Here is a 24,862-nt window from a genome sequence, read left to right as displayed (position 1 = left end):
CCATTGGCTACTCTTCCACAAACGGGAACCACAGGTTTACCCTTGTTCCCAGCGCTTTCCCTTCTTCATCTGTCAGGTCTTCAATATCGAAGCTGGCATCTACATTAAAGCGGCTGTTATACAGTGAAAGGCGGTCGCGCGTAATTTGCAGTCCGCGGGATTGATGGCGGGGTTTGCTGAGGCGCTTCATTGCTGCAGATTTTTCCCGCCCGATACCGTTATCTTCTATGGTACATAAAATGCGGTCATCTACCTTTTTAAAGGTGATGGTTACTTTTCCTTTTCCTTTTTCGTGCAGCAAACCGTGCCAGATGGCGTTTTCCACAAATGGCTGGATGATCATGGTAGGCACATCCACCATGTTGGCATCGAGTGCCGGATCCACAATAATCTCGTATTCAAATTCGTCGCTGAAGCGGAGTTTTTCCAGTTCCATGTAGTTTTCCAGTACGCTGATTTCCTGGGCTACCGTAGTATTGTTGAGTTGTGAATTATCGAGTACGTTGCGGATCAGTTTTGCAAAGCGGCTCAGGTAGGCCAGGGCCTGTTCTGTTTCGCTCTTCATCATAAAGGTTTGGATAGAATTCAGCGCATTAAAAATAAAGTGTGGATTCATCTGGGCACGTAGCGCTTTCATTTCCAGCTGCGCAATTTGTTGTTGTATGGCTTCGCGTTGTTTTGCTTCTTTTTTGATACCTGCAATACGTAACCTGTAATAAAGATATACCAGTGAAACGGCCAGCAGCAGGCACAATAGCCGGAACCAGGAAGTTTGCCAGAAGGCGGGTTTAATAAAGATCTGCAGTGTAGTGATATGTTCAGAGAAGGTACCGGCGGTATTTACGGCCCGCACGCGGAACGTATAGTTGCCCGGAGGCAGATTGGTATATTTTGCTACCAGGATATTATCTGTAAGCACCCAGTTTTCGTCTACTCCTTCCAGCTGATAGTAATAGCGGATCTTTTCTTCGTGGTATAGCAGGCTTTTGAATTCTATGCTGATAAAGTTTTGTTTATAGCTGAGGGTAACCGGCACGCTGTCTTGCAGGGCGGCGTGGATCAGCACAATACTGTCGAGCGCTTTCAGGTTTACGATCGTTACATCCGGCGGCGGTGGCGCCACGCGCAGGCTGGCGGGATCAAAAGCCACAATATGATCGGATGCGCCTACGAGGAGACTGCCGTCGTCCAGCTTCACGATGCGGCGTCTTACCTTGCGGGTGTTATCGATGATATCGTCGCCCTGGATGAATGTTTCCAGGCGGTCGGCCGCCACATGGTAGCGATAAAATCCGTATTGGGTGGTGAACCATATTTTGCCGGGGCCGTCTTCTTCCATGCTCAGTACCCACTGATCAAACAGTTTAGTGTTGATGAGGAGCGGCTTATAGGTGTGCTTCCGCGTGTTATACACCCACAGGCCGTGATCAGTGCCAGCCAGTAATATAGTGTCGTTAAAACGGCGTAAGCTTGTAATGTTGCTATATCTTTTTGTTTCCAGTTCAAAGGTTTGGCGATGTACGATGCGGCGTGAGCGGGTGTTGAACTGTATGAGCCCTGCGCTGCTGGAGCCGAGCCACAGGAGGGAGTCTCCTTCCGGAACGATATCCATTACAGAAACGGGTCGTTTTAGAGAATCTACTATTTCATGATAATGTTGAAAAGTATTTTGCTGCGGGTTCCAGCTGGCGAGTCCGCGTTTATACAGGCCGATCCAAACGGTGGTGTCGTGTTGTGGTTTCAGGTTGAGTATTGTTTGTTCATAAAGTACCGGGGAAGTAAGATGTTTTGTGAATTTCCCGGTAGCGGGATTAAACAGGGAGAGGAATGCGTTTTCCTGTCCGACGAGGATGGTACCGTCTTTCAGTTCGGCGAAAGTCCATACCAGTCCGCGTTCTTCCGGCAGGGTGTATGCGGGTTCCCCGTCGTCGTGTACATAGTTGCGGATCAGTTCCAGGTTGGCGTTTAAGTGGCTAAAGCCTTTGCCCCAGTATCCTACGTATACATCTCCATTGGAAGCCTGGAAAATGCCTGTTACTTCTGTTGCCGGGAGGTGTTGGGTGGTATTTGGGAAAGTGGTTCTGTTATCGAGGATACGGAATGTTTTGTTGTGGAGGCTGAGGATATTTACGCCCAGATCGGTGCCTATCCACAGGTGGCCTTCGCGGTCGCTGAGAAAGCAATTGGCTTCGTAGGTGTAATGAAATCCTTTAGGATCTGCATTATTGGCGGTGATGTTCAGATCAAAGTGTTTCAGTTCGCGGTTATAGCGGAGTATCCCGCCTTTTTCGGTGGCAATCCAGAGGTTATTATCGTTGTCGTTTACCAGGTCGAAGATGGCGTCATAATCTTCATTATCTTTTTTACCACCGGGAGCTTCGAAGGTATAGTTCGTGAGTTGACGGGAGGCGGGATCGTAGTTGTATAAGAGTCCGTGCCGGCCGGCGAGCCATATTTGGTGATGGGGATCGGTGAATATTTTCTTGAAGGTATTATCGATATTGAGTACCGGCAGTTTCAGCGGGTTATTGGCGGAGCTGTATAAATTTTTCCGCTGGCGGTCCAGGATGTACAGGCCGTGTTTTCCGCTGATCCACAGGTTGCCGCTTTCATCTTCCATGATGGCGTCCATCATCTGGATGCGGTCTGCTTCGGGAATGATGGCTGCTTTCTGAAAGTTAAGTGCTTTTTCGTTGAAGCGTAGTAGTCCGTCGTGCGTGGTGGCCCATATTACGCCATCGTGATCTTCGAGGATCTGGCTGCATTGCAGTCCTTCCGGGCGAACGTCCCTGTCGGCTACCAGCAGGGCTTTTACCTGGTCTGTAACGGGGTCGTATACACGAATATTATCGGGTGTTCCCATCCAGATGCGGCCTTTTTTATCTTCGCAGAGGCAGATATCATCGTAGTAGATGGAACCGGGCACCCGGTCGAAACTGGCTACTGTTACGAGGTTGGTACCATCGTAGCGTTGCAGTGCGGTGCTGGCAATCCATATAAAACCTTTCCGGTCCTGCATAATGGCGGATACGTGGTTGCTGGCCAGGCCGTTGCTGATATCGAGGTGGGTGAAGTTGTAGCTGGCGGTTTCCCGTTTCTGGGCATTAACGGCGGTGAAAGACAATAGCATCCATAGCAGGTAAAAGCTATACCTGACTACTTTTTGCCATTGTTGGGCGTGCGCCTTTATATGACCGTTAATCATTTCAGTTTCAGGGAAAGGAGTGCTGTTGGAATAAATGTACTAAATGTTGTTGTGAATTTGATGCAGGAGACGACCCTGCCGCAAAACTTTCACCGGGGAAAGAGAATAAAATGGCTGAAACAAAAAAGGACCTCTTTGCAGAAGTCCTTTTTCTTGTACCACGTACGGGATTCGAACCCGTGATTCCTCCGTGAAAGGGAGGCGTCTTAACCCCTTGACCAACGCGGCATTTTTCGTTTGGGATTGCAAAGATAGGAAAATGTTTTACAAACCAAAACTTTTTTTCGATTCTTTATCAAAGGTAAGAAGATTGTACTTTTGAAGGCAATTTATTGCTTCAATCCTGCGATTAAATTTATCGTTAATGCTACCACAAACGTGTTCAGCAAAAAGGATAACAAGCCATGTGCCAGCGCTGTGCGGCGGATCAATCTGCCGGTGATATCCACATCTGATACCTGGAAGGTCATACCTATCACGAAGGCGAAATAGGCAAAGTCGATATAGTCCGGCTTTTTTTCTTTGGGAAACTCCAGCCCTTCCGCCTGTTTCGTATTATCGTCTTCGGCATCGTCGTAATACAGATGGGCATAGTGAAAAGTGAGGGTGGTATGTACCATTGTCCAGGAAGCCAGCATACCGGAAACGGCTACCGGGAGGTACAGGATCTTTGAAAGACCCGTCAGCTCTTTTGACAACATCATTAACAACACCAGTACCAGGCTCGCTACAGATGCGAGCAACACCGTTAAAGTAACGTAAGTGCGGCTACCATCGTCGATCCTCGCCCATGTACGGATCTCCTGTATGGTCCGGTTGAAGAAAACGATCCAGCCGGTGGAGATATAGGAAATGGCAAAGATGTTCCATAAAAGTGCAGACAATACCAGCGGATGTACCTCTATCTTCAGTAATAAAAAAATAATAAACACCGCGAAGGTGAACCCCAAACTCACCAGCACCCGTTGTAACGGATGCATACTCACCAGCAATGAAGCAACTTTCTTTTTTCTCATACCCGGAAACTTGTTACTTAAAGATACGAAGGTAATCCACTGCATCATCAAAGGTTAAAAATAAGAACATCTCACCTGTCGCAGAGAAGTCCGTTTGGCATTATCCATTCTCTTAAAATAATATCCAACAGATATTTCGTGCGTGCCGTTGTTGTAAGTGCGGTATTTGTTTAAAGCATAATCAAAGGCATATCCTATTCGTAATTCCGGCAACACAAATACTTCCGCCATTGCTATTACTGCACCAGGTTTGGCAAGGCCCTGCTGCAAAGCCGGCTTGTTATACAGCTCCACTGCTGTACGGTATCCGCCTCCCAGCCAAACCAGTTCCTTCAGTAATACAAACATATTCAGATCAAGACTGGTAGGTCCTGCCTTGTCGTCTTTTAACAGGAAAGATGGTTTCAGGAATACATCGTCGTTCATCCTGAGCAAAGCACCGCCGGTGAAATAAAAGTGTGGTTTAGGAGCCGGGATAAAATGACCCAATGGTTTATTTTTTGCCTGGTACTGCGCCGTAAGATTATCTGCCGAAAAACCAACAAACCAGTTTTCGGTAGCATAATATGCGCCCGCCCGGATATCGAATAACAGCATGTGTTGGGTGGCTCCGCCAAGATTTGGTTCGTTGGGATTGGTAAACTCCAGCTCATTGGGATTGAGCCCCTGTTGTACAATACCTGCACCAATACCAAATGCCAGCCGGCCGGTTTCACCTCCCAGTGGAATGCGGTATGCATAATTGCCATATGCCGCTAATTGGCTCTGGGCGCCTATTTTGTCGTGCGACACCTGCAGCGCAAGCCCTACCCGGTCGTTATTCAGGCTGCCATCAATTGCCAGCGACATGGTTTCCGGCGCACCGGGAACACCCACCCACTGATTCCTGTAAAACGCATGCGCATTCAGTTCCTGCCGGTATCCCGCATAAGCGGGATTTATATAGAGGCCATTAAAGATATACTGGCTGAACTGCGCATCCTGCTGCGCCTGCAACTGATGCCAGCTGCAAAACATGCTTACCAGGAAAACAAAATATCTCTTCATACACATAGTAAATGTTTATGGCTTCAGTAAACTGATATATCCTTTAAACTCCTGCCAGTGGCCGTTTTCATCCTTCACCCGCAGCAAGTAGAAATAAGTGCCTGCATTTAATCCTTTTCCGTTCCAGTTTTGCGTATATCCTTTTTGTTCAAATACATGATTGCCCCAGCGGTTGAGAATAGTAAGTTCATTTTCCGGATAAAGTTCCAGGCCGCTGATGATAAACACTTCGTTCACGCCGTCGCCGTTGGGAGTAATTGCATTGGGAATATGCAACGCCAATACTTTCAGCTGATGCGTACTGGTGTTATTCTGCAATACGTTATCATCTTCAGTGGCGGTAACAGTAGCGGTATTGCTGACCAGTCCGGGTTCCAGGACTTTTACCTTAATGGATAAAGAAGCGGTCATGCCTTTTTGCAGACTATTCATTTTCCACAGCACCGTATGATCGTTTGCTTCGTAGGTGGCGGAACCTGTTGTGGGCACTGATAGCAGGTCCATTGCCAGGTAACGGGGCAGCTTATCTGTTACCACTATGCCGGTAGCATTTGCCGGACCGTTATTCACCACTGTTAAATAGTAATTGAAAGTGCTGTTAACGCGGATGTTTCCCTTATCGGCAGTTTTGGTGATCTGCAGATCTGCATCCGGTCCCTTGCCGGTTATTTCGGCGATAATAACTGCTTCAGACGGTTCCGACATACAGTCGTTACCGTTATATGCCTCTACGGTATACCTGCCCGGCGTTGCGGTAACATATTCCGCCAGCGTAGCGCCGGTGATGGACACGCCATCGCGATACCACTGGTAGTATTGCGCATTGGTGGCTGTGGCGGTAAGCTTTACCTGCTGACCGGGCATGATATACCTGACCGGTGGTGACTGCGCCCATGCGGAAGTCATCCACCAGCCGAGGATTAAAAAGATAACAGTTATTTTTTTACCCATACAGATTACTGGATAGTAATAACCGGTTGACCTGGTTTAGGCGTAACAGTGATCACGGCTGGTTGTCCGCCGGATTGTGCAGTAGCGGTATAATCGCTGCATGCTTTCACCGTGTAAACCACTTTCACGCTGTAGTTATATTTTTTCTCGGTACCGGGTGTAGACACGGCCGGTTCCACGATGGTGTAATCAGCACCTGTGCCTACATCTGTTTTAGAGGCGGGCACGCCTACTTCCTGTTTAGACCATACATATTTCAATTCGAAATCGCTTATTGCATAGTCTTTCAGGCCGGTAATTTTGCGGGGCGGAGTGGTAAACGTTACCGTGCTTTTGAGGTTGATTGCTTTCGGGCCGGTGGGCGCACCGTTGGCCGCGCAATAGGTAAGGTTTGGATTATTCGCCGGATCTACTTCCGCAGCAATGGTTAGGTTTGGTAACACATACACCGTGAAAATCACCGGATCGGCCGGGCACTCTGAGGCGCCTGTAGCAGCAGTTACCTGGTAGGTGTGCCAGCCGGGTGTAGCGGATGCTACATTCAGTTTTTCATTGACAGGAACGGCTGTTGCAGGCAGCGCGCCGGGGTTCCCGTTTACATCAATCTCCTGCCATACCCAGCTGGTATAAGGTACAGGGGTGCCTGTAGCAGTGGGATCGGTTAAACTGGAGATAAGTGTAAACACGGATTGATCCGTACAGAACAAGGTAGTGCCTGTGGAGGTAGAAGTACCTTTTGAAGCATCATTGTTATCCGACAGCTCTGCCGGTGTTTTGATGAGTGTAGTGGTTTGTGCGCGGACTCCGATGGTACACAGCACTAAAAATACGCCCAGCAGGTACTTAACAGCAGGATGGCGTAAAACAGGGATCATTAAAACGGGATGGAAAAGCCGGTGCATTCCGGATGTAGCAATCTTCATATGTCAAGGGTTTAATTGAATGGTGAGTAATGGTTTTCCGGGACGGGGTTCCACTGTAACGTGAACGGGCACACGATTACTGACAACGCTGTTGCATCCGTTCCGTATGGCTTCCACATACCAGGTAAAATTTCCCGGGCTGGTAATTACCGGCGTATAGGCGTTACCGGTAGATAGCAATGTATTGTCTGTGCTGTACCATTTATACACTGCACAGGGGTCTGCATTGGTGATATTGAATTTCAGTTTGTCTGCGTCTTTAATACATATTGGGCCGGGGGTGAGATTACCATTGATGGTAAGTGAATACACCGGTACCGGCGATACTACTTTTACATCATAGATGCGCAGGGAAGAGAGGGCGCCTACAACGCCGCCCATTTGTATGTCTACCCGGTCGAAGGCCGCAGGGATAGCGGCAGCCAGCACATACTTTTGTCCCGGCCCGCTCAACAGGCGGAGACTCAGCAAGCTGCTGCTATTGGTGATGGGGCTTCCTGCCGGTGTTGTTCCGAGGTAAGGTTGTATGGTGAAACCAGTGAGGAGACTAAGGTTGAGCAGCCCTCCGCCAGGGTCTTGTAATACAAGGTATACCGAATCACCCGCTTTCGCGGGCGTATTAAATACAACAGTTTCAAACACCTGGCTCAGCACCTGTACGCCAGTGTTCAGTTGCGCATAAGTGGAGAGAGAAGGATCATTGTCGATCGCGTTCCATTTATTTACTACGCCGCCGGTAGCGGAAAGCAGGTTTACGCCGCCTGCGCGGATGCCTGCCAGTACATCGATGGCCTGGTTGCAACTGATATCACCGGGCGGGTCCTGCATGATCCAGGCATCGTATACGCCCATATTCATTGCCAGTCCGGCTATGCCGGAAAGTTTTATCCATACGCCATCATAGGCCACCGGGTTACCGGCAGCGTCTTTCGGCGTGAAGGTCAGTTCCATATCACCGGCGCCGTTCAGGAGAGATAACAGGTTGCCCACCGATGAGGATACACCTGCTGCTTTTTCTGTACCATTGTCGTATATGAAAGGTTGTACAGTAGCGGACGACCCCGCACCCAGGAGGTTGGTAGGGTAAATAATTTTTACGCTGAGAGGTGTGCCGGCAGCCACCTGTGAATTGAAACGAAGGTATTGGGTGGCGAAGGTGAGTCCTAACAGCGGAATGGGTGCATTCAGTGTAGAGAAGGTAACGGGATTGGCATCGGCTGCCAGTGTTTCATTGTCCACCCAACCCAGAAGCGAGGCCGTTCTTTGGCCGGAGACGTACTTTCTCACTTTAGGTACAGGGCAACCGGTTTGAGCGTGTATCTGAAGCGGGAAATAAATGAAACATACCAGTGTAGCATACCATATCCGTCCGGGAGATCCAGGTAACAGGGAATTGATAATTGCTTTCACGGCACGCAGAGGGATATGCATAAGGATACTTAGTCGCTTAATATATCGGGATATCGGTTCGGTATGGCTAAAGTATTGTAATAATCAATGTTGTAGCGGGTTGCGGGAATGAATGAATAAAATGAATAAATGAGTGAGAGGATTAAAAATGCACAAAATGAACAACGCGGGATAAATATTTTACATGAAATAATATATATATTATTATGAATTTATATTAAATATCACCGGGAGAGATGTGGGAAACTGGCATTAAAAGCCGGAAGAGGCTATTTAGGTAGGATGAGTAAGATTAAAATAAAAAAGGGTTCTTCAAAACAGAAGAACCCTTTTTTTGTACCACGTACGGGAATCGAACCCGTGACTCCTCCGTGAAAGGGAGGCGTCTTAACCCCTTGACCAACGCGGCGCATCATTTTCGGATTGCAAATGTAGGACGTTATTTTAAATTTCCAAAAAATATTTTCATAACCTAAAATTATATTGATTAATAAGGGTATTGATTGTAAATTCGCTCTCGATTTTTTCATACTCAAATCACGATGTAAAATGGGAACTACTCTCAAAATTGGTATTAATGGTTTCGGTCGTATCGGCCGTTTGGTATACCGCCAGATTTACAAAATGCCCGGCATTGATGTGGTAGCTATCAATGACCTCACCAGCCCCAACGTGCTGGCGCATTTGCTGAAATACGATTCAGCACAGGGTAGATTCGATGCAGACGTTAAGCATTCTGAAAGCGCAATCAATGTGAACGGTGAAGATGTGAAGATATATGCACAGAGAGATCCGTCTCAAATTCCCTGGAAAGAACATGACATCGATGTAGTGATCGAATGTACCGGTTTCTTTGCTGACAGGGATAAAGCTGCCGCTCACATTACTGCCGGCGCTAAACGTGTAGTTATTTCTGCTCCTGCTACAGGTGATCTGAAAACGATCGTTTTCAACGTAAACCACGAAATCCTGGACGGTAGTGAAACAGTTATTTCCTGCGCATCCTGCACCACCAACTGTCTCGCTCCTATGGCGAAAGTTCTGCAGGACACTTACGGTATTGCTACCGGTTTAATGACCACTGTTCACGCTTACACCAACGACCAGAACACCCTGGATGCTCCACATCCAAAAGGTGACCTGCGCCGTGCACGTGCTGCTGCTGCCAACATCGTACCTAACAGTACCGGTGCTGCAAAAGCTATCGGCCTGGTATTACCGGAACTGAAAGGCAAACTGGACGGTAGCGCACAGCGTGTTCCTACCATCACTGGTTCTTTAACTGAGCTGACTACCATCCTCAATAAAAAAGTAACTGTTGACGAAGTAAACGCCGCTATGAAAGCTGCTTCCAACGAATCTTTCGGTTATACTGAAGATGAAATTGTAAGCTCCGACATCATTGGTATTAACTTCGGTTCCCTGTTTGATGCCACACAAACTAAAGTACTCACTGTTGGCGAACACCAGATGGTTAAAACCGTTTCCTGGTACGATAACGAAATGAGCTATGTATCTCAGCTGGTTCGTACTGTAAAGTACTTCGCCGGTCTGATCAGCAAATAATAAATCATGACAGGTACTCCCGGTGCAAACCGGGAGTCTTTAAATTCCGCGGAACTACACCATAGCAGCAACTGGCCAGATTCATCTGGTTATATACCCGCTTTGCGCTGTTAGTACCGCGGTTTTTTAATTTACCCCTTCTCGTTATCTTAAATTGATACATTATGAGCAAATTTTCTGATTATAACTTCAATGGCCGCAAAGCCTTGATCCGCGTGGATTTCAACGTACCCTTGAATGATAAGTTCGAGATCACGGATGACACCCGTATGCGTGCAGCAGTTCCTACCATCCAGAAAATCCTGAAAGATGGCGGCGCCGTTATCCTGATGTCTCACCTGGGTCGCCCGAAAGATGGTCCTACCGATAAATACTCCTTAAAACACCTGGTATACCACCTCATTTCTTTACTGGGCGGCGTAACCGTGAAATTCGCGGAAGACTGCACCGGTCCTGTGGCTGAAAAAGCTGCTGCAGATCTGCAGATGGGCGAAGTACTGCTGCTGGAAAACCTGCGTTTCCACAAGGCAGAAGAAAAAGGCGATGCCGCATTTGCTGAACAGCTGTCGAAACTGGGCGATGTTTATGTAAATGATGCATTTGGTACTGCTCACCGTGCCCACGCTTCCACCGCAGTGATCGCACAATACTTCGCACCTGAAAACCGCATGTTCGGCTTACTGATGGAAGCAGAAGTAAACAGCGCACAAAAAGTACTCAACGACGCAGCATCTCCCTTTACAGCAATACTGGGCGGCGCTAAAGTAAGCGATAAGATCCTGATCATCGAAACCCTGATGGACCGCGCCAACAACCTGATCATTGGTGGTGGTATGGCCTACACTTTCCTGAAAGCCCAGGGCAAAGAAATTGGCAGCTCCCTCTGCGAAAATGATAAACTGGACCTGGCAAATGAACTGGTAGCCAAAGCAAAGGAAAAAGGCGTACAACTGTTACTGCCGGTTGATTCCATTGCAGCAGATAAATTTGCAGCAGATGCAAATACACAGGAAGTTTCCAACGACAACATCCCTGCCGGATGGATGGGCCTTGACATAGGACCTAAGTCTGTAGCCCTTTTCAGCGAAACTATTGCTGCCTCCAACACCATTTTATGGAACGGACCAATGGGCGTATTTGAAATGGCGGCTTTCCAGGCTGGTACCAAAGGCGTGGCAGACGCTATTGTAACCGCTACTGCCAAAGGAGCTTTCTCCCTGGTAGGCGGCGGCGACTCAGTAGCAGCCGTAAACCAGTTCGGTATTGCAGATAAAGTAAGCTATGTTTCTACCGGTGGTGGCGCATTGCTGGAGTTCTTTGAAGGAAAGGAACTGCCAGGTATTGCCGCTATCAGCTAAGCAACCGGCTAATATATTCCATAAAAAAGCTATTACAGCGATAACCGTATGCAAAGATTTAATCTACCGCAACGGCCCATCTCTGTAATAGCTTTTTGCTTTTTTATATCTTGCAGTTAACCATTAATACTTCCTGTCATGAATAAACGCTTTCTCTGGTACCCGGTGATTATTGGCATTTTTGCGGCGCTGATCTGGGTGATTCTTCAGAAGGGCCAATCTTTACCGGTGAATCCGCACACCGTTATTCCTCCTGCTCCGGCAGCGGCGGCTACAGCCTCCGGCAGCTGGTGGCGCTACCTGGAAAATCTGAAACATCCGCTGGGGTTGTTGCTGTTGCAAATCATCCTGATCATGCTGGCGGCACGGGTATTCGGGATCATCGCCAATAAACTGAAGCAGCCTGCGGTGGTGGGCGAGATCATTGCCGGTGTATTGCTGGGTCCTTCCCTGCTGGGTTGGGTGGCTCCGTCGTTTTCCGATTTTTTATTTCCTGCAGATTCCCTGAAGAACCTCCAGTTCCTCAGCCAGATAGGGCTTGCCTTCTTTATGTTTATTGTAGGAATGGAGCTGGACATCAGTAAAATCAGGAATAAAGCGCACGATGCGGTGATGATCAGTCATGCCAGTATTATTATTCCTTTCTTCCTCGGCGTTTGGCTGGCATATTTCCTCTTTACGCAGTTTGCTCCTGCCAATGTCAGTTTTTTATCTTTCGCGCTGTTTATGGGCATCGCCATGAGCATTACCGCTTTCCCGGTACTGGCCCGTATCGTACAGGAACGGAAATTAACCAATACACCGTTGGGGATTATGGCGATTACCTGTGCCGCAGCAGATGATGTTACAGCCTGGTGTATCCTGGCGGTAGTAGTGGCGATTGTGAACGCCGGCGGAATTGTGAGTGCACTGGTGACCATTCTGCTGGCGATTGTATTTGTAGCAGTGATGTTGCTGGTGGTGCGGCCCTGGCTGAACAGAACCATGCAGACGCAGATGGCGAAAGGCCATCAGAAAGCAGCGGTATCCCTGATATTTTTCATGCTGCTGATATCTGCATGGATAGCGGAAGTGATCGGGATTCATGCCTTGTTTGGCGCGTTCCTGGCGGGTGTGATCATGCCTCATGGAACCAATATCAAACAATTGCTGACAGATAAACTGGAAGATGTGAGCGTACTATTATTGCTTCCTATCTTCTTTGTATATACCGGGTTAAGAACGCATATTGGTTTATTGAACCAGGGCGATCTGTGGGTCGTATTCGGAATGATCATGCTGGTGGCCGTGACGGGAAAATTTGGCGGCAGCACTGTTACCGCGCGCTTAATGGGGCAAAGCTGGCGGCAGTCTGTTTCCATTGGCGCATTAATGAATACCCGTGGATTGATGGAGCTGGTGGTATTGAATATCGGGTTTGACCTGGGGATCCTGTCGCCGGAGATATTTGCCATGATGGTGCTGATGGCGCTGGCCACCACCTTTATGACCGGGCCGTTGCTGGACCTGGTAGCTTTCAGTGAAAAACGTAAAGGTCTGCTTACAACCTGATACAGAGCCATTATAAATAAAAAGAGACCGCTGATGATCAGCGGTCTCTTTTTTTATTTCGTATACCCTTGCGGGTGATTATTTCTTTGTGGTAGTTTTCTTTTTAGCAGTTGTCTTCTTTTTAGCGGTATAATGATGCTTTTTGGAAGAATAATGTTTTTTGCTGCTGGTAGTGGTGGTTGCTTTTTTAGCAGATGTATTCTTTTCTGCCATTCTCACCGGTGGCGGGAATTTGGATTTATCCACTCCTACTGCTTTATCGTCCAGTGTCATCTGAACAGATTCTTTCAGCATTTCATTTTTTTCTGCCATGAACAGCTTCATCTTTTCTTTCGGGATGCGCAGGTCATAGTTATTTTCGGCGCTGGCCATTGCTTTGGAGAAGCCTGGGTTGAAGCGGTCTAATTCGGCCAGGTTCATATCCAGTTTCTTTGCAATTGCTTCCAGGCGGTATTTGCCGGTTACATTGATTTCAACAGTGCTGAAAATTTCATCTTCTGTTAAAGGGCCTCTTGCAACGGGAGCAGACAGGTTATCTGCTACAGGTACATTCACGGTGATGGTGTTATCTTCACTTACACCGAAGAAGTTATTAAACTTATCGAGGATATAACCGGTAGCGATGAATTTGTAAACATGGTTACGGGATTCCGCTGGCAGAAAATATTGCATGCCCCAGAAATCGGTACGGCCACTGGCTTTGATAGCGCGTTGAACGCCACCTGCGCCACAGTTATAAGCAGCAACTACCAGTAACCAGTCGTCGAACTGTGCATACAGCTGATTGAGGAACTGGGCGGCGGCCAGGGTAGACTTATAGAAATCTTTTCTTTCGTCTATTTTCTTACCTACACTTAAACCAAAAATGCGGGCGGTTCCGGCCATAAACTGCCAGGCGCCTACTGCACCCACTCTTGAGCGGGCATTGGTGTTAAAGCTGGATTCAATTACTGCGAGGTATTTCATTTCCTCGGGTATACCATTATCACGGAACACCTTTTCAATCATATTGAAATAGGGTTGTCCTTTATCGATCATGATTTGCAGATGCTGACTATACCGGGTGGCATAGTTACTCACGTAACCGGCAACCAGGTTATTGTTGATCTGTTCATACACTTTCGCGCTGCGGATGGTGTTAGGCAGGCTCTGAGCGGCTTTCTTCACTGCCACGGACGTTGGCGATGGCAATAAAGCGGTATCCTTTGGTAAACGTACCTTGTGATTCAGCTTTACTACAGAAGTATCAGGTGAAAATACCGGATACGCCATCTCTTTAGGATTGCTATTGCCCCCCATTGCACTCACACTCATTAAACTTGTTGCTGGCAACAGCAGTAGTAAAAAGATTTTTCTCATACAATTTATTTTAAACAACAGTAACCTGTTCCTTAGCCATCAATTGATGCGCTATATGTAACAAGTTTGCTTCGCTAAACTTCTTTGTGATGATCTGTACACCGTATGGCATCCCGTTTGAATGCCGGTACAAAGGAACGGATATAGCCGGAACCCCTGCCAGATTTGCCAGTACCGTATAAATATCAGCCAGGTACATAGCTATAGGGTCATCAGTTTTCTCCCCTAATTTAAATGCTGTGGATGGCACAGTTGGCATTAAAATGGCGTCGTATTCTTCTAATATATCGTTGAGTTTTTCTGTTACAAGACGCCTAACCTGTTGTGCCTTAGTATAATATGCGTCATAATAGCCTGCACTCAGCACAAAAGTCCCCAGTAATATACGACGTTTTACCTCTTTCCCAAACCCTTCGGATCTACTTTTTTTGTAAAATTCTGTCAGGTCCAGGTTTTTTTCAGCGGTTCTGTGTCCATATTTCACCCCATCAAACCGGGATAAGTTGGAGGAAGCTTCTGCTGTAGTGAGTACATAATATGCCGGAACTACATGGTCGAGGTATTCAAAACTCTTTCCTGATACCGTATGACCTAAAGACTGCAAACTTTCAAAGAAATCAATATAGCCGTTTTTCATTTCTGCGTCCAGTCCATCGTGGTACTGTGCATCCCTTAAATACGCAAATTTGAATGTTTTATTGTTTTCCAGCTGTGCTTTATAATCCGGTACTTCTTTTTGGGAAGCGGTACTATCAAACTCATCCGGACCGGCAATCACCTGTAGAACAGCTGCCACATCGGCAATATCCTTGCCAAAAATGCCTATCTGGTCAAATGAGGAGGCGTAAGCGATGAGTCCGTAGCGGGAAATACGGCCATAAGTGGGTTTCAGGCCAATTATACCGCAAAAGTCCGCCGGCTGGCGAACAGAGCCACCGGTATCGCTACCGAGGCTCACCTGGCACAGATCTGCCTGTACTGCAACGGCAGAGCCCCCGGAGGAGCCACCTGGTACGCGGGTATTATCCAAAGCGTTCAGGGTGGGGCCATAAGCGGAGTTTTCATTGGTAGATCCCATTGCAAATTCGTCGCAGTTGAGGTTACCGATGATAATAGCATCTGCTGCCAGCAATCTTTCGATGGCGGTGGCAGAGAACAGGGAAGTAAACCCTTCCAGTATATGGGAAGCGGCACTTACATTATGGCCTTTATAGCAGATCACATCTTTAATACCTACCACCACACCTGCGAGTGCGCCCAGCTTTTCCCCGTTTTTGAGGCGGGTATCGAGCTCGCGTGCTTTCTCCAGGGCTTCCTCTTCGTATACTTCCAGGAAGGCATTCAAGTGTTTTAACTGAGCTATACGGTCGAGGTAATAACGCACCCTCTCCGTACAGCTTGTGCTGCCGGCGTATAATGCTTTATGGAAAGTGATTATACTGCTGAATTCAGACAAGACTAAACCAGTTAAAATTAAATTAACAGAAAATACTCCTTTAGGGGGAGTTGGCTACAATTTATTATGCTTTTGGCAGAGGAGCATCTTCAGTGCTGGTATGTGGTGCATCTGTAGTGGCCGGTGCTGCAGCCTGAACGGGCTTTTCCCTCATTCCTTCCTCGATTTCCTGGCGCACATTGTTTTTTGCGTCATTAAACTCACGGATACCTTTACCCAGGCCACGCATTAATTCGGGAATTTTTTTACCTCCGAAGAGCAGCAATACTACCACAGCAATCAACAGCAGCTCGGACATACCAATATCCTGAAGGATCAAAAATGATGAATTTAAAAAAACAGCAGTCATCTTCTCAAATGTTTATAAGTTCAGTCAACAAAGATAGCAGATATAATCGGCTTTTTCACCGTTATGAGCTACCCTGCTCCAGTTTTAATACCATTTTAAGCACACGAAAAAAGCGGCACCGGTAATGGTCCCGCTTTTAACAAATTTCCCTGTATTTATACTAAACCCTTTTTTCTTTGATACGGGCTTTCTTACCAGCACGTTCGCGCAGATAGTAAAGCTTAGCTCTTCTTACTTTACCTACCTTGTTCAACACGATACCATCGATATGAGGAGAGTAAAGCGGAAACAGTCTTTCCACACCAATGCCATCAGAAATTTTTCTAACAGTGAAAGACATTGTTGATCCCGTACCCTGGATTTTCAACACATCACCTTTAAAGGACTGAATCCTTTCTTTATTACCTTCCACGATTTTATAGTTGACAGTGACGTTGTCGCCTGCTTTAAACTTCGGGTACTGTTTGTTAGCTGTCAGTTGTTCGTGAACAAACGAAATTGCGTTCATCTTTCAAATATTTATGGGAGTGCAAAAGTAAGTCAAGAAATAGCATTTACCAAATTAAAAATCAAGAAATTATCCCTTTCAAATGGCAAAGCGCTCTATATGACCTATGTATCATTAAGTTATAACAGGTCGGGCCTGCGTTGTTTTGTTCTTTCTACCGATTCCTGGTGTCTCCACTCATCGATTTTCTTGTGATCTCCGCTCAGGAGGATCTCCGGTACTTTCCAGCCACGGAACTCTTCCGGGCGGGTGTACACCGGCGGCGCCAGCAGATTGTCCTGGAAGGAGTCTGTAAGGGCGCTGGTTTCATTATTCAGCACACCAGGCAGGAGGCGTCCGATGGCATCCACCAATACGGCGGCGCCCAGTTCTCCCCCGCTCAGCACGTAATCGCCGATGGAAATCTCTTTGGTAATGAAGTGATCCCGGATGCGCTGATCGATGCCTTTATAGTGCCCGCAAAGCATGAGCAGATTGCCTTTGAGCGACAGCTGGTTAGCCATTTTCTGGTTCAGTGTTTCGCCATCAGGGGTGAGGTAAATCACCTCGTCGTACTGCACTTTTGCCTGGAGCGACTCAATAGCATTTACAATAGGCTCCAGCATCATCACCATTCCTGCGCCACCGCCAAACTGGTAGTCGTCTACCTGGCTGTGCTTCAGGTTGGAATACTGCCTGAGCGGATGTACATGTATTTCCAGCAACCCCTTGGCCTGTGCCCTCTTCATGATAGAGTGGGACAGCGGGCTTTCAAGCAATTCCGGTAATACGGTGATTATATCTATTCGCATGATTGTGTGCCCTTTATAACGGTTGTATCCGGCAAATCAACCGGTGTATAATTCAATCAAACCATCCGGCAGGTTGAGGTGTACCGTCTGGTTCTTCTTGTCTACTTTCACCAGCGATTGCTCATTGACCGGCAGCAGGGCTTCTTTGCCTTTGATGAATACTTTTACGAGCACCTGCATAGGCATTTCAATGACTTCCTCAATAGTGCCCAGGGGGCCGTATTGCTGGTCTTCCACTGCAAATCCCAGCAAAGCGAGGGGCGCAGAGGAAGCAGTTTGTTGTTTGAAATCCTCCTCCTGCAGGTATACCTGTGCCGGCATCAGTTTGTGTGCGGCTTCCTTGGTATCTATTCCTTCCAGCTTGATGTATACGCTTTCGGTGTCCTTTACGGTTACCTGTTGTATAAAGTAGGGAATAAAGCTGTTTTTGCGCTCTTCCAGGAATATAACGGTTACCCCTTTCAGCGCGGATCTTTTGCCCAGGCTGTGCCTTAAAACCAGGTCGCCCTGCAAACCATGCGCTGAAGCAAGTTTACCTATACTGAAATAATTACTCATAATTTTTGCTGTCGGACTTTAGCGGATCAGGTAACTGATTGCTGGTGAGGCTATTAACAAAAATTAAAAAAGGAAACATTTGCGGTTGCAAATATTTCCTTTTTCAGGTATTGTTAAAACGTTGCCGTTTTATGCTTCGTTACCTTCTTCTGCTGCTGGTGTTTCAGTCGCAGGAGCGGCCGGAGTGTCTTCTACCTTTCTTACGATTGGAGCAGCAATCCTTGCTTTCTTGTGACCGTCACGGCGGGCAGAAACTTTTTGTTCGTGTTCAGCTTGCCATTGTGCGAACTTCTGGTAAGCAGTAGGCTCGTCGAACAGGTTCAAAGTAACACCCCTTAACAGGTGTTTCAAATACAATACACCTTTGAATGACAAGATTCTTCTAACAGTATCGGTAGGTTGTGCACCTTTCTGCAACCAACGCAATGCCTTTTCGGTATCAATGTTGATGGAAGCCGGAACTGTTAAAGGATTGTAAGTACCAATTTTCTGGATGAATTTACCATCTCTTGGTGCGCGGGCGTCGGCTACTACGATAAAATAGAAAGGCCTTTTTTTCGCGCCATGTCTCTGCAGTCTGATTTTTACTGGCATAAATAAGTCGAGTTATTTTTTGCGAGTTAGGAAATATTGTTTAATTAGGGATGCAAATGTAATCAGTAAGTTGGTATTTGCAAAAAATATTTATATCAATCTGATCCGTTTATCTCACCATTCCTTTCAAACCCTTACCACCACCGCCAAATTTATTCATCATTTTCATCATCTGGCGCATCTGTTCGAACTGTTTCATGAACTGGTTGACGTCCTGGATGTTTTTTCCGGCGCCTTTTGCGATGCGTTTGCGGCGGCTTCCGTCGATCATATCCGGGTCGGCACGTTCTGCCTTCGTCATGGAGTTGATCATGGCCTCAATGCCCTTAAAAGCGTCATCGCTGATATCCAGGTCCTTTACTGCCTTCCCAACGCCGGGGATCATGCCCATCAGATCTTTCAGGTTACCCATTTTTTTAATCTGCTGGAGTTGTTCCTTGAAGTCGTCGAAATCGAACTGGTTCTGGCGGATCTTTTTCTCGAGTTTCTTGGCCTGTTCTTCGTTGAACTGTTCCTGGGCGCGTTCCACGAGGGTGGTGATATCACCCATTCCGAGAATACGCTGTGCCATACGTTCGGGGTAGAAAACGTCGAGGGTATCGAGTTTTTCCCCCATGCTTACGAACTTGATGGGCTTTTCCACCGTGTATTTGATGGTAAGCGCCGCACCACCGCGGGTATCGCCATCCAGTTTGGTGAGCACCACGCCGGTAAAGTCGAGGCGTTCGTTGAACGCTTTGGCGGTGTTCACCGCATCCTGGCCGGTCATGGAATCCACCACGAACAGTATTTCCTGTGGTTTCACCGCAGCTTTTACGGCTGCCACTTCGTTCATCATTGCCTCGTCTACCGCCAAACGGCCGGCAGTATCGATGATAATAACGTTGAAGTTATTGGCTTTTGCGTGTTTGATAGCGTTTTCAGCGATCTGAACGGCATTTTTATTTTCCGGTTCGCTGTAAACTTCCACGCCTATTTGTTCCCCCAGTACTTTCAGCTGGTCTATCGCCGCGGGGCGGTAGATATCGGCAGCTACCAGTAAGGGTTTCTTATTTTTCTTTGTTTTGAGGAAGTTACCCAGTTTGCCGGAGAAGGTGGTTTTACCCGAACCCTGCAAACCTGCGATCAATACTACAGTAGGATTGGATTTGAGATCGAATTCGGCTTCGGTACCGCCCATGAGTTCGGCCAGTTCATCCTTTACGATCTTCACCATGAGCTGACCGGGGGAAATAGATGTTAACACCTTTTCTCCCAATGCTTTATCCTTTACTTTATCTGTAAATTCCTTGGCAATTTTATAGTTCACATCCGCATCCACCAATGCACGACGGATCTCTTTAACGGTAGAGGCGATATTTATTTCTGAAATCCGGCCTTCCCCTTTAAGCTGTTTAAACGCGGAATCGAGTCTCTCTGATAATGATTCAAACATTGTTGGTATTTTAAACGGACTGCAAAAGTATATTTTTTTGGGGATTTTGTCTTACTCAGGATTAAACTGATTATGCTGATTATGTTGATTTGATCTTTTTTGATTAAAAAAAGATTAGCGAAGACCATTGCGGATATTACCGCAGTAGTCTTCGCTAATCTTTAAAAATCTTTACAAATCAACTAAAAACATCAGGATAATCCTGAGTACGACAACATCCGCTTATCCCAGGTAATTGCGCAGCAACTTGCTCCTGGAAGTGGTTCTTAATTTGGTAATGGCTTTGTCTTTGATCTGGCGAACGCGTTCGCGGGTCAGGCCAAATTTTTCGCCGATATCTTCGAGTGACATGGGGTGTTCAACGGCGATGCCGAAGTACAGCATGATCACATCTTTCTGACGATCTGTTAAAGTAGAGAGTGAGCGCTCGATTTCGCGGCGGAGGGAATCGTGATGATCCAGTTCCTCGTCTGCGCTAACGGCATTCGGGTTTTCGAGTACATCCAGCAGGGAGTTATCTTCCCCATCGATAAAAGGCGCGTCCATTGATACGTGACGGGCAGCAACGCCGAGGGTTGCTTCCACTTCTTCCGTATTGATTTCCAGGATGGTAGCCAGTTCATCGGGAGATGGTTCTCTTTCATATTCCTGTTCCAGCTGGGAGTATGCCTTGCTGATCTTGTTGCTCAGGCCCACTTTGTTGAGCGGAAGGCGAACAATCCTGGATTGTTCTGCCAGTGCCTGCAGGATAGACTGACGGATCCACCAAACGGCGTAGGAAATGAATTTAAAACCGCGCGTTTCATCAAAACGTTGAGCAGCTTTAATTAACCCGAGGTTCCCCTCGTTGATCAGGTCACTGAGTGACAGGCCCTGGTTCTGGTACTGTTTCGCAACGGATACCACAAAGCGGAGGTTTGCTTTTGTAAGCTTCTCCAACGCTCTCTGATCGCCCTGCTTGATCCGGATAGCCAGGTTTACCTCTTCTTCCGGCGTAATTAAATCCACTTTCCCAATCTCCTGCAGATACTTCTCCAGGGATTGTGATTCCCTGTTGGTAATGGATTTAGTGATTTTAAGTTGGCGCATTGACATAGAGTCGGAACAGTTACAGGTTAATAAAAAGTTAAGATTTGATGAATGCCTGACAAAAATAACTTTTTTTAGATAGCCACCAAAAAAAATCTATTGTTTTTAAATCATTTCCAAATAAAATCGATTGATCATTAAGGGCTTGCAATTGTCGCGGAAATTCGCCACTATAGAGGCGAAGCAGTCAGCGCTATCACATGTTTGTATTTTATATTTATTATAAATGTAATATATATAGTTTTATTAAGGCGTGTAAAGTTTTTATGTATTCTATAAAAAAAAACCGTAAATTATTTTGACAGAGTAAAATATTTTCTATAATTGCAACTGGATGATATTGATTTACTAATTATTTGAGAGATGTCTAAGAAAGTGCTTTATGAGTTAGAATTTCCGGTAAGGTGCTCACCCGGTATCCTGTATGAATTCTTATCGACCCCTGCTGGTTTACAGGAGTGGTTTGCCGATAGGGTTGATTTCAGGGATAATGTTTTTTCCTTTTCATGGAACGGTACGGCTGAAGAAGCAGAAGTACTGGAACAGGAGGAAGATGAGTACATCCGGCTGCACTGGACGCATGCTCCCAAAGAAGAATATTTTGAGTTCCGCATACAAATTTCTGAAGTAACGAATGAAACTATCCTGGTAGTAAAAGATTTCGCAGAGAAGAAAGAAGTGAAGGACCAAAGTCAGCTATGGGAATACCAGGTGAAAGATCTCTTCCACCGCATCGGCAGTTAAGCCCCTTTATTTTCAAGTATATTGAGTAGCGCAGCATAGGCCTCCACTACATCAGTAATTATTTTGCCCCAATGACCGATCACGAAAGGTTTAGCCACTTTGATAAAATCGTTCCGGCTAATCAGCGTCTTCCACTCATCTAAACTTAAGGTGTTTATGAAACAATAATTTCCGTTTTCGAAATCATGCTCCCAGGGATCTTCCTGAACATACACCTGAAATCCGGCCTCCGCCAGTTTTGTGTAACTGCTTTCAAGAACAGCACTGTAATAGCGCTTTACGTTACCTGCCAGGTGCAGGGTAGCGCTAAAATAATGCCCCCACCAGAACATGGTGCGGAACGCAAATACTTCCGTTTTACTGAAATAACGCGGGTAGTCCAGCATTACCCAGGGTAACCCCTTGTACTGTTCCCCCTTTGAAATTTTACCTCCCTGCAGCAGCCACTCCGGCTTAAAGGGAAAATTACTGTTACGGTCGTACGCCGCCAGCGCTTCCTGCAGCTTTCCCATCAGCACCATTATCTTCTCTATTGCACTGTTTTTCAGGAGAATAAAATGAGTACTTTCTACAACAGCTGCTTCTTCCGGCGTTAGTTCAAAACTTTCCATATAAATTTTAACGGTATTTTCAGGTTCTCCCTAACACTCCTTTGTGAATTCGTGCTAACTTTACCGTTTAGGAGTATCCTGACCAGTAGAATACGAAGATCGGGATTCCATCTTTTTAATACCGCATTATCAGTGAAAAAACTCGACAAACTAATTATAAAAACCTTCCTGGGTCCCTTTGTAGCTACCTTCTTTGTTACCTTATTTGTACTGGTAATGCAGTTCCTCTGGAAGTATGTGGACGACCTGGTGGGTAAAGGTCTGGATACAGGTGTGATCATACAGCTCATTGCCTATACCAGCGCCACACTGGTAACCCTGGCCCTCCCCCTTGCGGTGTTGCTGTCTTCCATTATGACCTTTGGGAACCTAGGAGAAAGCTTTGAACTGGTGGCGTTAAAATCTTCAGGTATTTCCCTGTTGCGTTTTATCCGCCCGCTGCTGCTGGTGTGTTCCGTGATCGCGTTCCTCGCCTTTTTGTTTGCCAACTATGTGATCCCGGTGGCCAACCTCCAGGCCAAATCACTGCTCTATGATATTACCAACTCCAAACCGGCCTTTAATATCAAGGCAGGCGTATTCTATAAAGATATTCCCGGCTATACCATTAAAGTAGCCCAAAAGGATAAAGACAACCAGACCATTCACCAGGTAATGATCTTCGATCACCAGAGTGGTGGCGGCGACCGGATCATCCTGGCCGAAAAGGGACAGATGGTACTTACCGCCAACAAACGTTTCCTGTATTTTATCCTCGACAACGGGTGGCGTTATGAAGAGCGGAACAACCGCGGATACACTGTTCCCGGCGACATGATCAGGCTGGGTTTTAAAAAATACAGCAAGGCTTTTGACCTGAGCTCATTTGCTTTTAACCGCCTGAACATGGATCTTTTTGCCTCCAACCAGCAAATGCTGAACGTAAGACAGCTGGATGTGGCAATAGATTCCCTGCAGAAAATAGAGAACCAGTACAGCAAAACAGTAAATTCGTATGTTACTGTACGTTATCCTTTCTTCAAATGGAAGGATTCTGCCTGGGCGGCCAGCGCCCCTCCGCTGAAAGCAAAGGAATTTGAAGATATTGTACCGGAGAAGAGCCTCCGTACTGTGCTGGAAAGGGCAGAGCAGAATGTTCGTGAAACACAGAGCGCCCTTGAACAGCCTACCCAGGAGTTTGAAGACAAGCATGGCGTAATCCTGATGCACAAAGTTGAATGGCAACGTAAATTCACGCTGGCTGCTGCCTGTATCGTGATGTTCCTGATAGGCGCCCCCCTGGGTTCTATTATCAGGAAGGGAGGGCTGGGTACACCGCTGGTGTTTGCCGTGATCTTTTTTGTGATTTTTAACGTATTTTTCATGATAGGCGAAAAGATGGCCAGGAATGGCGTGATGTTTACCTGGTCGGGCATGTGGTTATCAAATATGGTGTTACTGCCTATTGCAGGTTTCCTTATTGTTAAGGCTATGAATGATTCGCAGCTTTTTAACAAAGAGTATTATTTTCGCGTTATTCAACAAATAAAAAAGTTCTTACAGAGATTTAGAAAGAAAGAAGTTCTTAAAGAGATTTAAAACAACCTACAATTTAAAACCTACAGACTTGAAAACGCTGTTTACACTGTTCAGAAAGAACTCCTGGTTCTTCCTGCCCTTCTTGCTATGGCTAATAGTGGGAGGGGTAATGTTAGCCACTTACAGTCAACGGGACCTGTTTCTCAGTATTAACAGAGAACATTCCGACTGGGGCGATGTTATTGTTACCGGGCTTACCTACCTCGGTGATGGAATTATGTTTGGAATAGTGCTGTTCCTGATGCTGATAACACAGCGGTTCAGGCTATTCTTTATCGGGCTGGCAGTGCTGCTATTGGTCACCATTGTAGTACAGGTGGCTAAACACTATTATAATGCACCGCGCCCCATCTCCTATTTCGGAGATGAAACCGCCACACTGGTGCATACTGTAAGATGGGTAAATGTGCACAGCAGTTGCAGTTTCCCGTCCGGTCATTCCGCGGCTGCCTTTGCCATGTTCAGCTTCCTGGCCGTAATTGTGCGCAATAAAAAGCTGGGATTGCTGTTATTAGTGATGGCGCTTTGCGCCGGTTATTCCCGCATTTACCTGGCACAACATTTCTTTGTGGATGTATATGTGGGTAGCATTGTGGGTACCTTAAGTACTGTTATCGTGTATGGACTTTTTAAATTCCGGGATACCACGTCGTCGCCGGAAGTATGTGCAGAGGCGCTTTTACAGGCCAATGCCACCACATAGGAATGCATAATTACGAACGGTCAGTCAGTGACCGTTCGTAATCCAATTTTTTAAATACTT

22 protein-coding genes and 2 tRNA genes are annotated in these 24,862 nt (G+C 46.6%); 6 read left to right on the top strand and 18 right to left on the bottom strand.

Going from position 1 to position 24,862, the window contains the following annotated elements; all coding sequences use genetic code 11:
* Positions 1-7: 7 nt before the first annotated feature.
* From B5Z18_RS31795 to B5Z18_RS31760, 8 genes are all read right to left on the bottom strand, one after another.
* Complete coding sequence (locus tag B5Z18_RS31795; RefSeq protein WP_079473614.1) at positions 8-3,205, bottom strand: ligand-binding sensor domain-containing protein; 3,198 nt, start codon at positions 3,203-3,205, stop codon at positions 8-10.
* 156 nt (positions 3,206-3,361) lie between these two features.
* Positions 3,362-3,433, bottom strand: a tRNA-Glu gene (locus tag B5Z18_RS31790).
* Positions 3,434-3,534: 101 nt separating this feature from the next.
* Positions 3,535-4,221, bottom strand: coding sequence for a DUF1345 domain-containing protein (locus B5Z18_RS31785; RefSeq protein ID WP_079473649.1), 687 nt, complete (start codon positions 4,219-4,221; stop codon positions 3,535-3,537).
* Positions 4,222-4,275: 54 nt separating this feature from the next.
* Positions 4,276-5,268 carry a PorP/SprF family type IX secretion system membrane protein gene (locus tag B5Z18_RS31780; RefSeq protein ID WP_079473613.1) on the bottom strand — a complete coding sequence of 331 codons (993 nt, stop codon included), beginning with the start codon at positions 5,266-5,268 and terminating at the stop codon, positions 4,276-4,278.
* Between the two features lie 15 nt (positions 5,269-5,283).
* Positions 5,284-6,219, bottom strand: a complete 936-nt coding sequence (locus tag B5Z18_RS31775) for a T9SS type B sorting domain-containing protein (RefSeq protein ID WP_079473612.1) — start codon at positions 6,217-6,219, stop codon at positions 5,284-5,286.
* A gap of 5 nt (positions 6,220-6,224) precedes the next feature.
* Positions 6,225-7,142: a hypothetical protein gene (locus tag B5Z18_RS31770; protein ID WP_079473611.1), complete on the bottom strand. Its 918-nt coding sequence runs from the start codon at positions 7,140-7,142 to the stop codon at positions 6,225-6,227.
* A gap of 3 nt (positions 7,143-7,145) precedes the next feature.
* Positions 7,146-8,573 carry an immunoglobulin domain-containing protein gene (locus B5Z18_RS31765; protein WP_079473610.1) on the bottom strand — a complete coding sequence of 476 codons (1,428 nt, stop codon included), beginning with the start codon at positions 8,571-8,573 and terminating at the stop codon, positions 7,146-7,148.
* A 316-nt stretch (positions 8,574-8,889) separates the two neighbouring features.
* Positions 8,890-8,961: transfer RNA gene (locus B5Z18_RS31760), tRNA-Glu, on the bottom strand.
* Positions 8,962-9,101: 140 nt separating this feature from the next.
* Here B5Z18_RS31760 and gap point away from each other — a divergent pair.
* The 3 genes from gap (at position 9,102) to B5Z18_RS31745 (ending at position 13,027) form a co-directional block, all read left to right on the top strand.
* Complete coding sequence (gene gap, locus B5Z18_RS31755) at positions 9,102-10,118, top strand: type I glyceraldehyde-3-phosphate dehydrogenase (protein WP_079473609.1); 1,017 nt, start codon at positions 9,102-9,104, stop codon at positions 10,116-10,118.
* Positions 10,119-10,282: 164 nt separating this feature from the next.
* Positions 10,283-11,476 (top strand): phosphoglycerate kinase, encoded by a 1,194-nt coding sequence (locus B5Z18_RS31750; protein WP_079473608.1) that lies wholly within the window; start codon positions 10,283-10,285, stop codon positions 11,474-11,476.
* A 138-nt stretch (positions 11,477-11,614) separates the two neighbouring features.
* Positions 11,615-13,027 (top strand): cation:proton antiporter domain-containing protein, encoded by a 1,413-nt coding sequence (locus B5Z18_RS31745; protein ID WP_079473607.1) that lies wholly within the window; start codon positions 11,615-11,617, stop codon positions 13,025-13,027.
* Positions 13,028-13,105: 78 nt separating this feature from the next.
* Here B5Z18_RS31745 and B5Z18_RS31740 read toward each other — a convergent pair whose 3' ends face one another.
* The 9 genes from B5Z18_RS31740 to B5Z18_RS31700 form a co-directional block, all read right to left on the bottom strand.
* Positions 13,106-14,386: a lytic transglycosylase domain-containing protein gene (locus B5Z18_RS31740; protein ID WP_079473606.1), complete on the bottom strand. Its 1,281-nt coding sequence runs from the start codon at positions 14,384-14,386 to the stop codon at positions 13,106-13,108.
* A 10-nt stretch (positions 14,387-14,396) separates the two neighbouring features.
* Positions 14,397-15,842 (bottom strand): Asp-tRNA(Asn)/Glu-tRNA(Gln) amidotransferase subunit GatA, encoded by a 1,446-nt coding sequence (gatA, locus tag B5Z18_RS31735; RefSeq protein ID WP_079473605.1) that lies wholly within the window; start codon positions 15,840-15,842, stop codon positions 14,397-14,399.
* Positions 15,843-15,906: 64 nt separating this feature from the next.
* Positions 15,907-16,191, bottom strand: coding sequence for a Sec-independent protein translocase subunit TatA/TatB (locus tag B5Z18_RS31730; RefSeq protein ID WP_079473604.1), 285 nt, complete (start codon positions 16,189-16,191; stop codon positions 15,907-15,909).
* Positions 16,192-16,351: 160 nt separating this feature from the next.
* Positions 16,352-16,699 (bottom strand): 50S ribosomal protein L19, encoded by a 348-nt coding sequence (gene rplS, locus B5Z18_RS31725; protein ID WP_079473603.1) that lies wholly within the window; start codon positions 16,697-16,699, stop codon positions 16,352-16,354.
* Positions 16,700-16,818: 119 nt separating this feature from the next.
* Positions 16,819-17,490, bottom strand: a complete 672-nt coding sequence (trmD, locus tag B5Z18_RS31720) for a tRNA (guanosine(37)-N1)-methyltransferase TrmD (RefSeq protein ID WP_079473602.1) — start codon at positions 17,488-17,490, stop codon at positions 16,819-16,821.
* Positions 17,491-17,526: 36 nt separating this feature from the next.
* Positions 17,527-18,048, bottom strand: coding sequence for a ribosome maturation factor RimM (rimM, locus tag B5Z18_RS31715; RefSeq protein ID WP_079473601.1), 522 nt, complete (start codon positions 18,046-18,048; stop codon positions 17,527-17,529).
* A 129-nt stretch (positions 18,049-18,177) separates the two neighbouring features.
* Positions 18,178-18,642, bottom strand: a complete 465-nt coding sequence (gene rpsP, locus B5Z18_RS33070; RefSeq protein ID WP_079473600.1) for a 30S ribosomal protein S16 — start codon at positions 18,640-18,642, stop codon at positions 18,178-18,180.
* 109 nt (positions 18,643-18,751) lie between these two features.
* Positions 18,752-20,077 (bottom strand): signal recognition particle protein, encoded by a 1,326-nt coding sequence (gene ffh / locus B5Z18_RS31705; RefSeq protein ID WP_079473599.1) that lies wholly within the window; start codon positions 20,075-20,077, stop codon positions 18,752-18,754.
* A 222-nt stretch (positions 20,078-20,299) separates the two neighbouring features.
* Positions 20,300-21,172 carry a sigma-70 family RNA polymerase sigma factor gene (locus tag B5Z18_RS31700; RefSeq protein ID WP_209857032.1) on the bottom strand — a complete coding sequence of 291 codons (873 nt, stop codon included), beginning with the start codon at positions 21,170-21,172 and terminating at the stop codon, positions 20,300-20,302.
* Between the two features lie 357 nt (positions 21,173-21,529).
* Here B5Z18_RS31700 and B5Z18_RS31695 point away from each other — a divergent pair, with 357 nt between their 5' ends.
* Positions 21,530-21,910 (top strand): START-like domain-containing protein, encoded by a 381-nt coding sequence (locus B5Z18_RS31695; protein ID WP_079473597.1) that lies wholly within the window; start codon positions 21,530-21,532, stop codon positions 21,908-21,910.
* Here the strand turns inward: B5Z18_RS31695 and B5Z18_RS31690 are convergent.
* Positions 21,907-22,521, bottom strand: coding sequence for a hypothetical protein (locus tag B5Z18_RS31690; protein WP_079473596.1), 615 nt, complete (start codon positions 22,519-22,521; stop codon positions 21,907-21,909). The genes B5Z18_RS31695 and B5Z18_RS31690 overlap by 4 nt on opposite strands.
* Positions 22,522-22,653: 132 nt before the next feature.
* On the opposite strand from B5Z18_RS31690, the gene B5Z18_RS31685 reads away from it, so the two are divergent.
* Together B5Z18_RS31685 and B5Z18_RS31680 are read left to right on the top strand one after the other, a co-directional pair.
* On the top strand, positions 22,654-24,099 hold the full coding sequence (locus B5Z18_RS31685; protein WP_079473595.1) for an LptF/LptG family permease: 1,446 nt from the start codon (positions 22,654-22,656) through the stop codon (positions 24,097-24,099).
* A gap of 28 nt (positions 24,100-24,127) precedes the next feature.
* The gene (locus B5Z18_RS31680) at positions 24,128-24,802 is read left to right on the top strand and encodes a phosphatase PAP2 family protein (RefSeq protein ID WP_079473594.1); all 675 of its coding nucleotides are present in this window, start codon (positions 24,128-24,130) and stop codon (positions 24,800-24,802) included.
* Positions 24,803-24,862: the final 60 nt, after the last annotated feature.

The organism is Chitinophaga ginsengisegetis, assembly GCF_900168065.1.
GTDB classification, from domain to species: Bacteria; Bacteroidota; Bacteroidia; order Chitinophagales; family Chitinophagaceae; genus Chitinophaga; species Chitinophaga ginsengisegetis.
This window is presented reverse-complemented; position numbering and strand designations above follow the sequence as displayed.

Bases quoted from the DNA above. Each gene is read 5' to 3' on its own strand.
- B5Z18_RS31780 (WP_079473613.1), bottom strand. From the start codon at position 5,268: ATGAAGAGATATTTTGTTTTCCTGGTAAGCATGTTTTGCAGCTGGCAT.
- B5Z18_RS31795 (WP_079473614.1), bottom strand. From the start codon at position 3,205: ATGATTAACGGTCATATAAAGGCGCACGCCCAACAATGGCAAAAAGTA.
- B5Z18_RS31770 (WP_079473611.1), bottom strand. From the start codon at position 7,142: ATGAAGATTGCTACATCCGGAATGCACCGGCTTTTCCATCCCGTTTTA.
- B5Z18_RS31695 (WP_079473597.1), top strand. From the start codon at position 21,530: ATGTCTAAGAAAGTGCTTTATGAGTTAGAATTTCCGGTAAGGTGCTCA.
- B5Z18_RS31750 (WP_079473608.1), top strand. From the start codon at position 10,283: ATGAGCAAATTTTCTGATTATAACTTCAATGGCCGCAAAGCCTTGATC.
- B5Z18_RS31745 (WP_079473607.1), top strand. From the start codon at position 11,615: ATGAATAAACGCTTTCTCTGGTACCCGGTGATTATTGGCATTTTTGCG.
- B5Z18_RS31775 (WP_079473612.1), bottom strand. From the start codon at position 6,219: ATGGGTAAAAAAATAACTGTTATCTTTTTAATCCTCGGCTGGTGGATG.
- gap (WP_079473609.1), top strand. From the start codon at position 9,102: ATGGGAACTACTCTCAAAATTGGTATTAATGGTTTCGGTCGTATCGGC.
- rpsP (WP_079473600.1), bottom strand. From the start codon at position 18,642: ATGCCAGTAAAAATCAGACTGCAGAGACATGGCGCGAAAAAAAGGCCT.
- ffh (WP_079473599.1), bottom strand. From the start codon at position 20,077: ATGTTTGAATCATTATCAGAGAGACTCGATTCCGCGTTTAAACAGCTT.
- B5Z18_RS31765 (WP_079473610.1), bottom strand. From the start codon at position 8,573: ATGCATATCCCTCTGCGTGCCGTGAAAGCAATTATCAATTCCCTGTTA.
- trmD (WP_079473602.1), bottom strand. From the start codon at position 17,490: ATGCGAATAGATATAATCACCGTATTACCGGAATTGCTTGAAAGCCCG.
- rimM (WP_079473601.1), bottom strand. From the start codon at position 18,048: ATGAGTAATTATTTCAGTATAGGTAAACTTGCTTCAGCGCATGGTTTG.
- rplS (WP_079473603.1), bottom strand. From the start codon at position 16,699: ATGAACGCAATTTCGTTTGTTCACGAACAACTGACAGCTAACAAACAG.
- B5Z18_RS31690 (WP_079473596.1), bottom strand. From the start codon at position 22,521: ATGGAAAGTTTTGAACTAACGCCGGAAGAAGCAGCTGTTGTAGAAAGT.
- B5Z18_RS31740 (WP_079473606.1), bottom strand. From the start codon at position 14,386: ATGAGAAAAATCTTTTTACTACTGCTGTTGCCAGCAACAAGTTTAATG.
- B5Z18_RS31730 (WP_079473604.1), bottom strand. From the start codon at position 16,191: ATGACTGCTGTTTTTTTAAATTCATCATTTTTGATCCTTCAGGATATT.
- B5Z18_RS31700 (WP_209857032.1), bottom strand. From the start codon at position 21,172: ATGTCAATGCGCCAACTTAAAATCACTAAATCCATTACCAACAGGGAA.
- B5Z18_RS31785 (WP_079473649.1), bottom strand. From the start codon at position 4,221: ATGAGAAAAAAGAAAGTTGCTTCATTGCTGGTGAGTATGCATCCGTTA.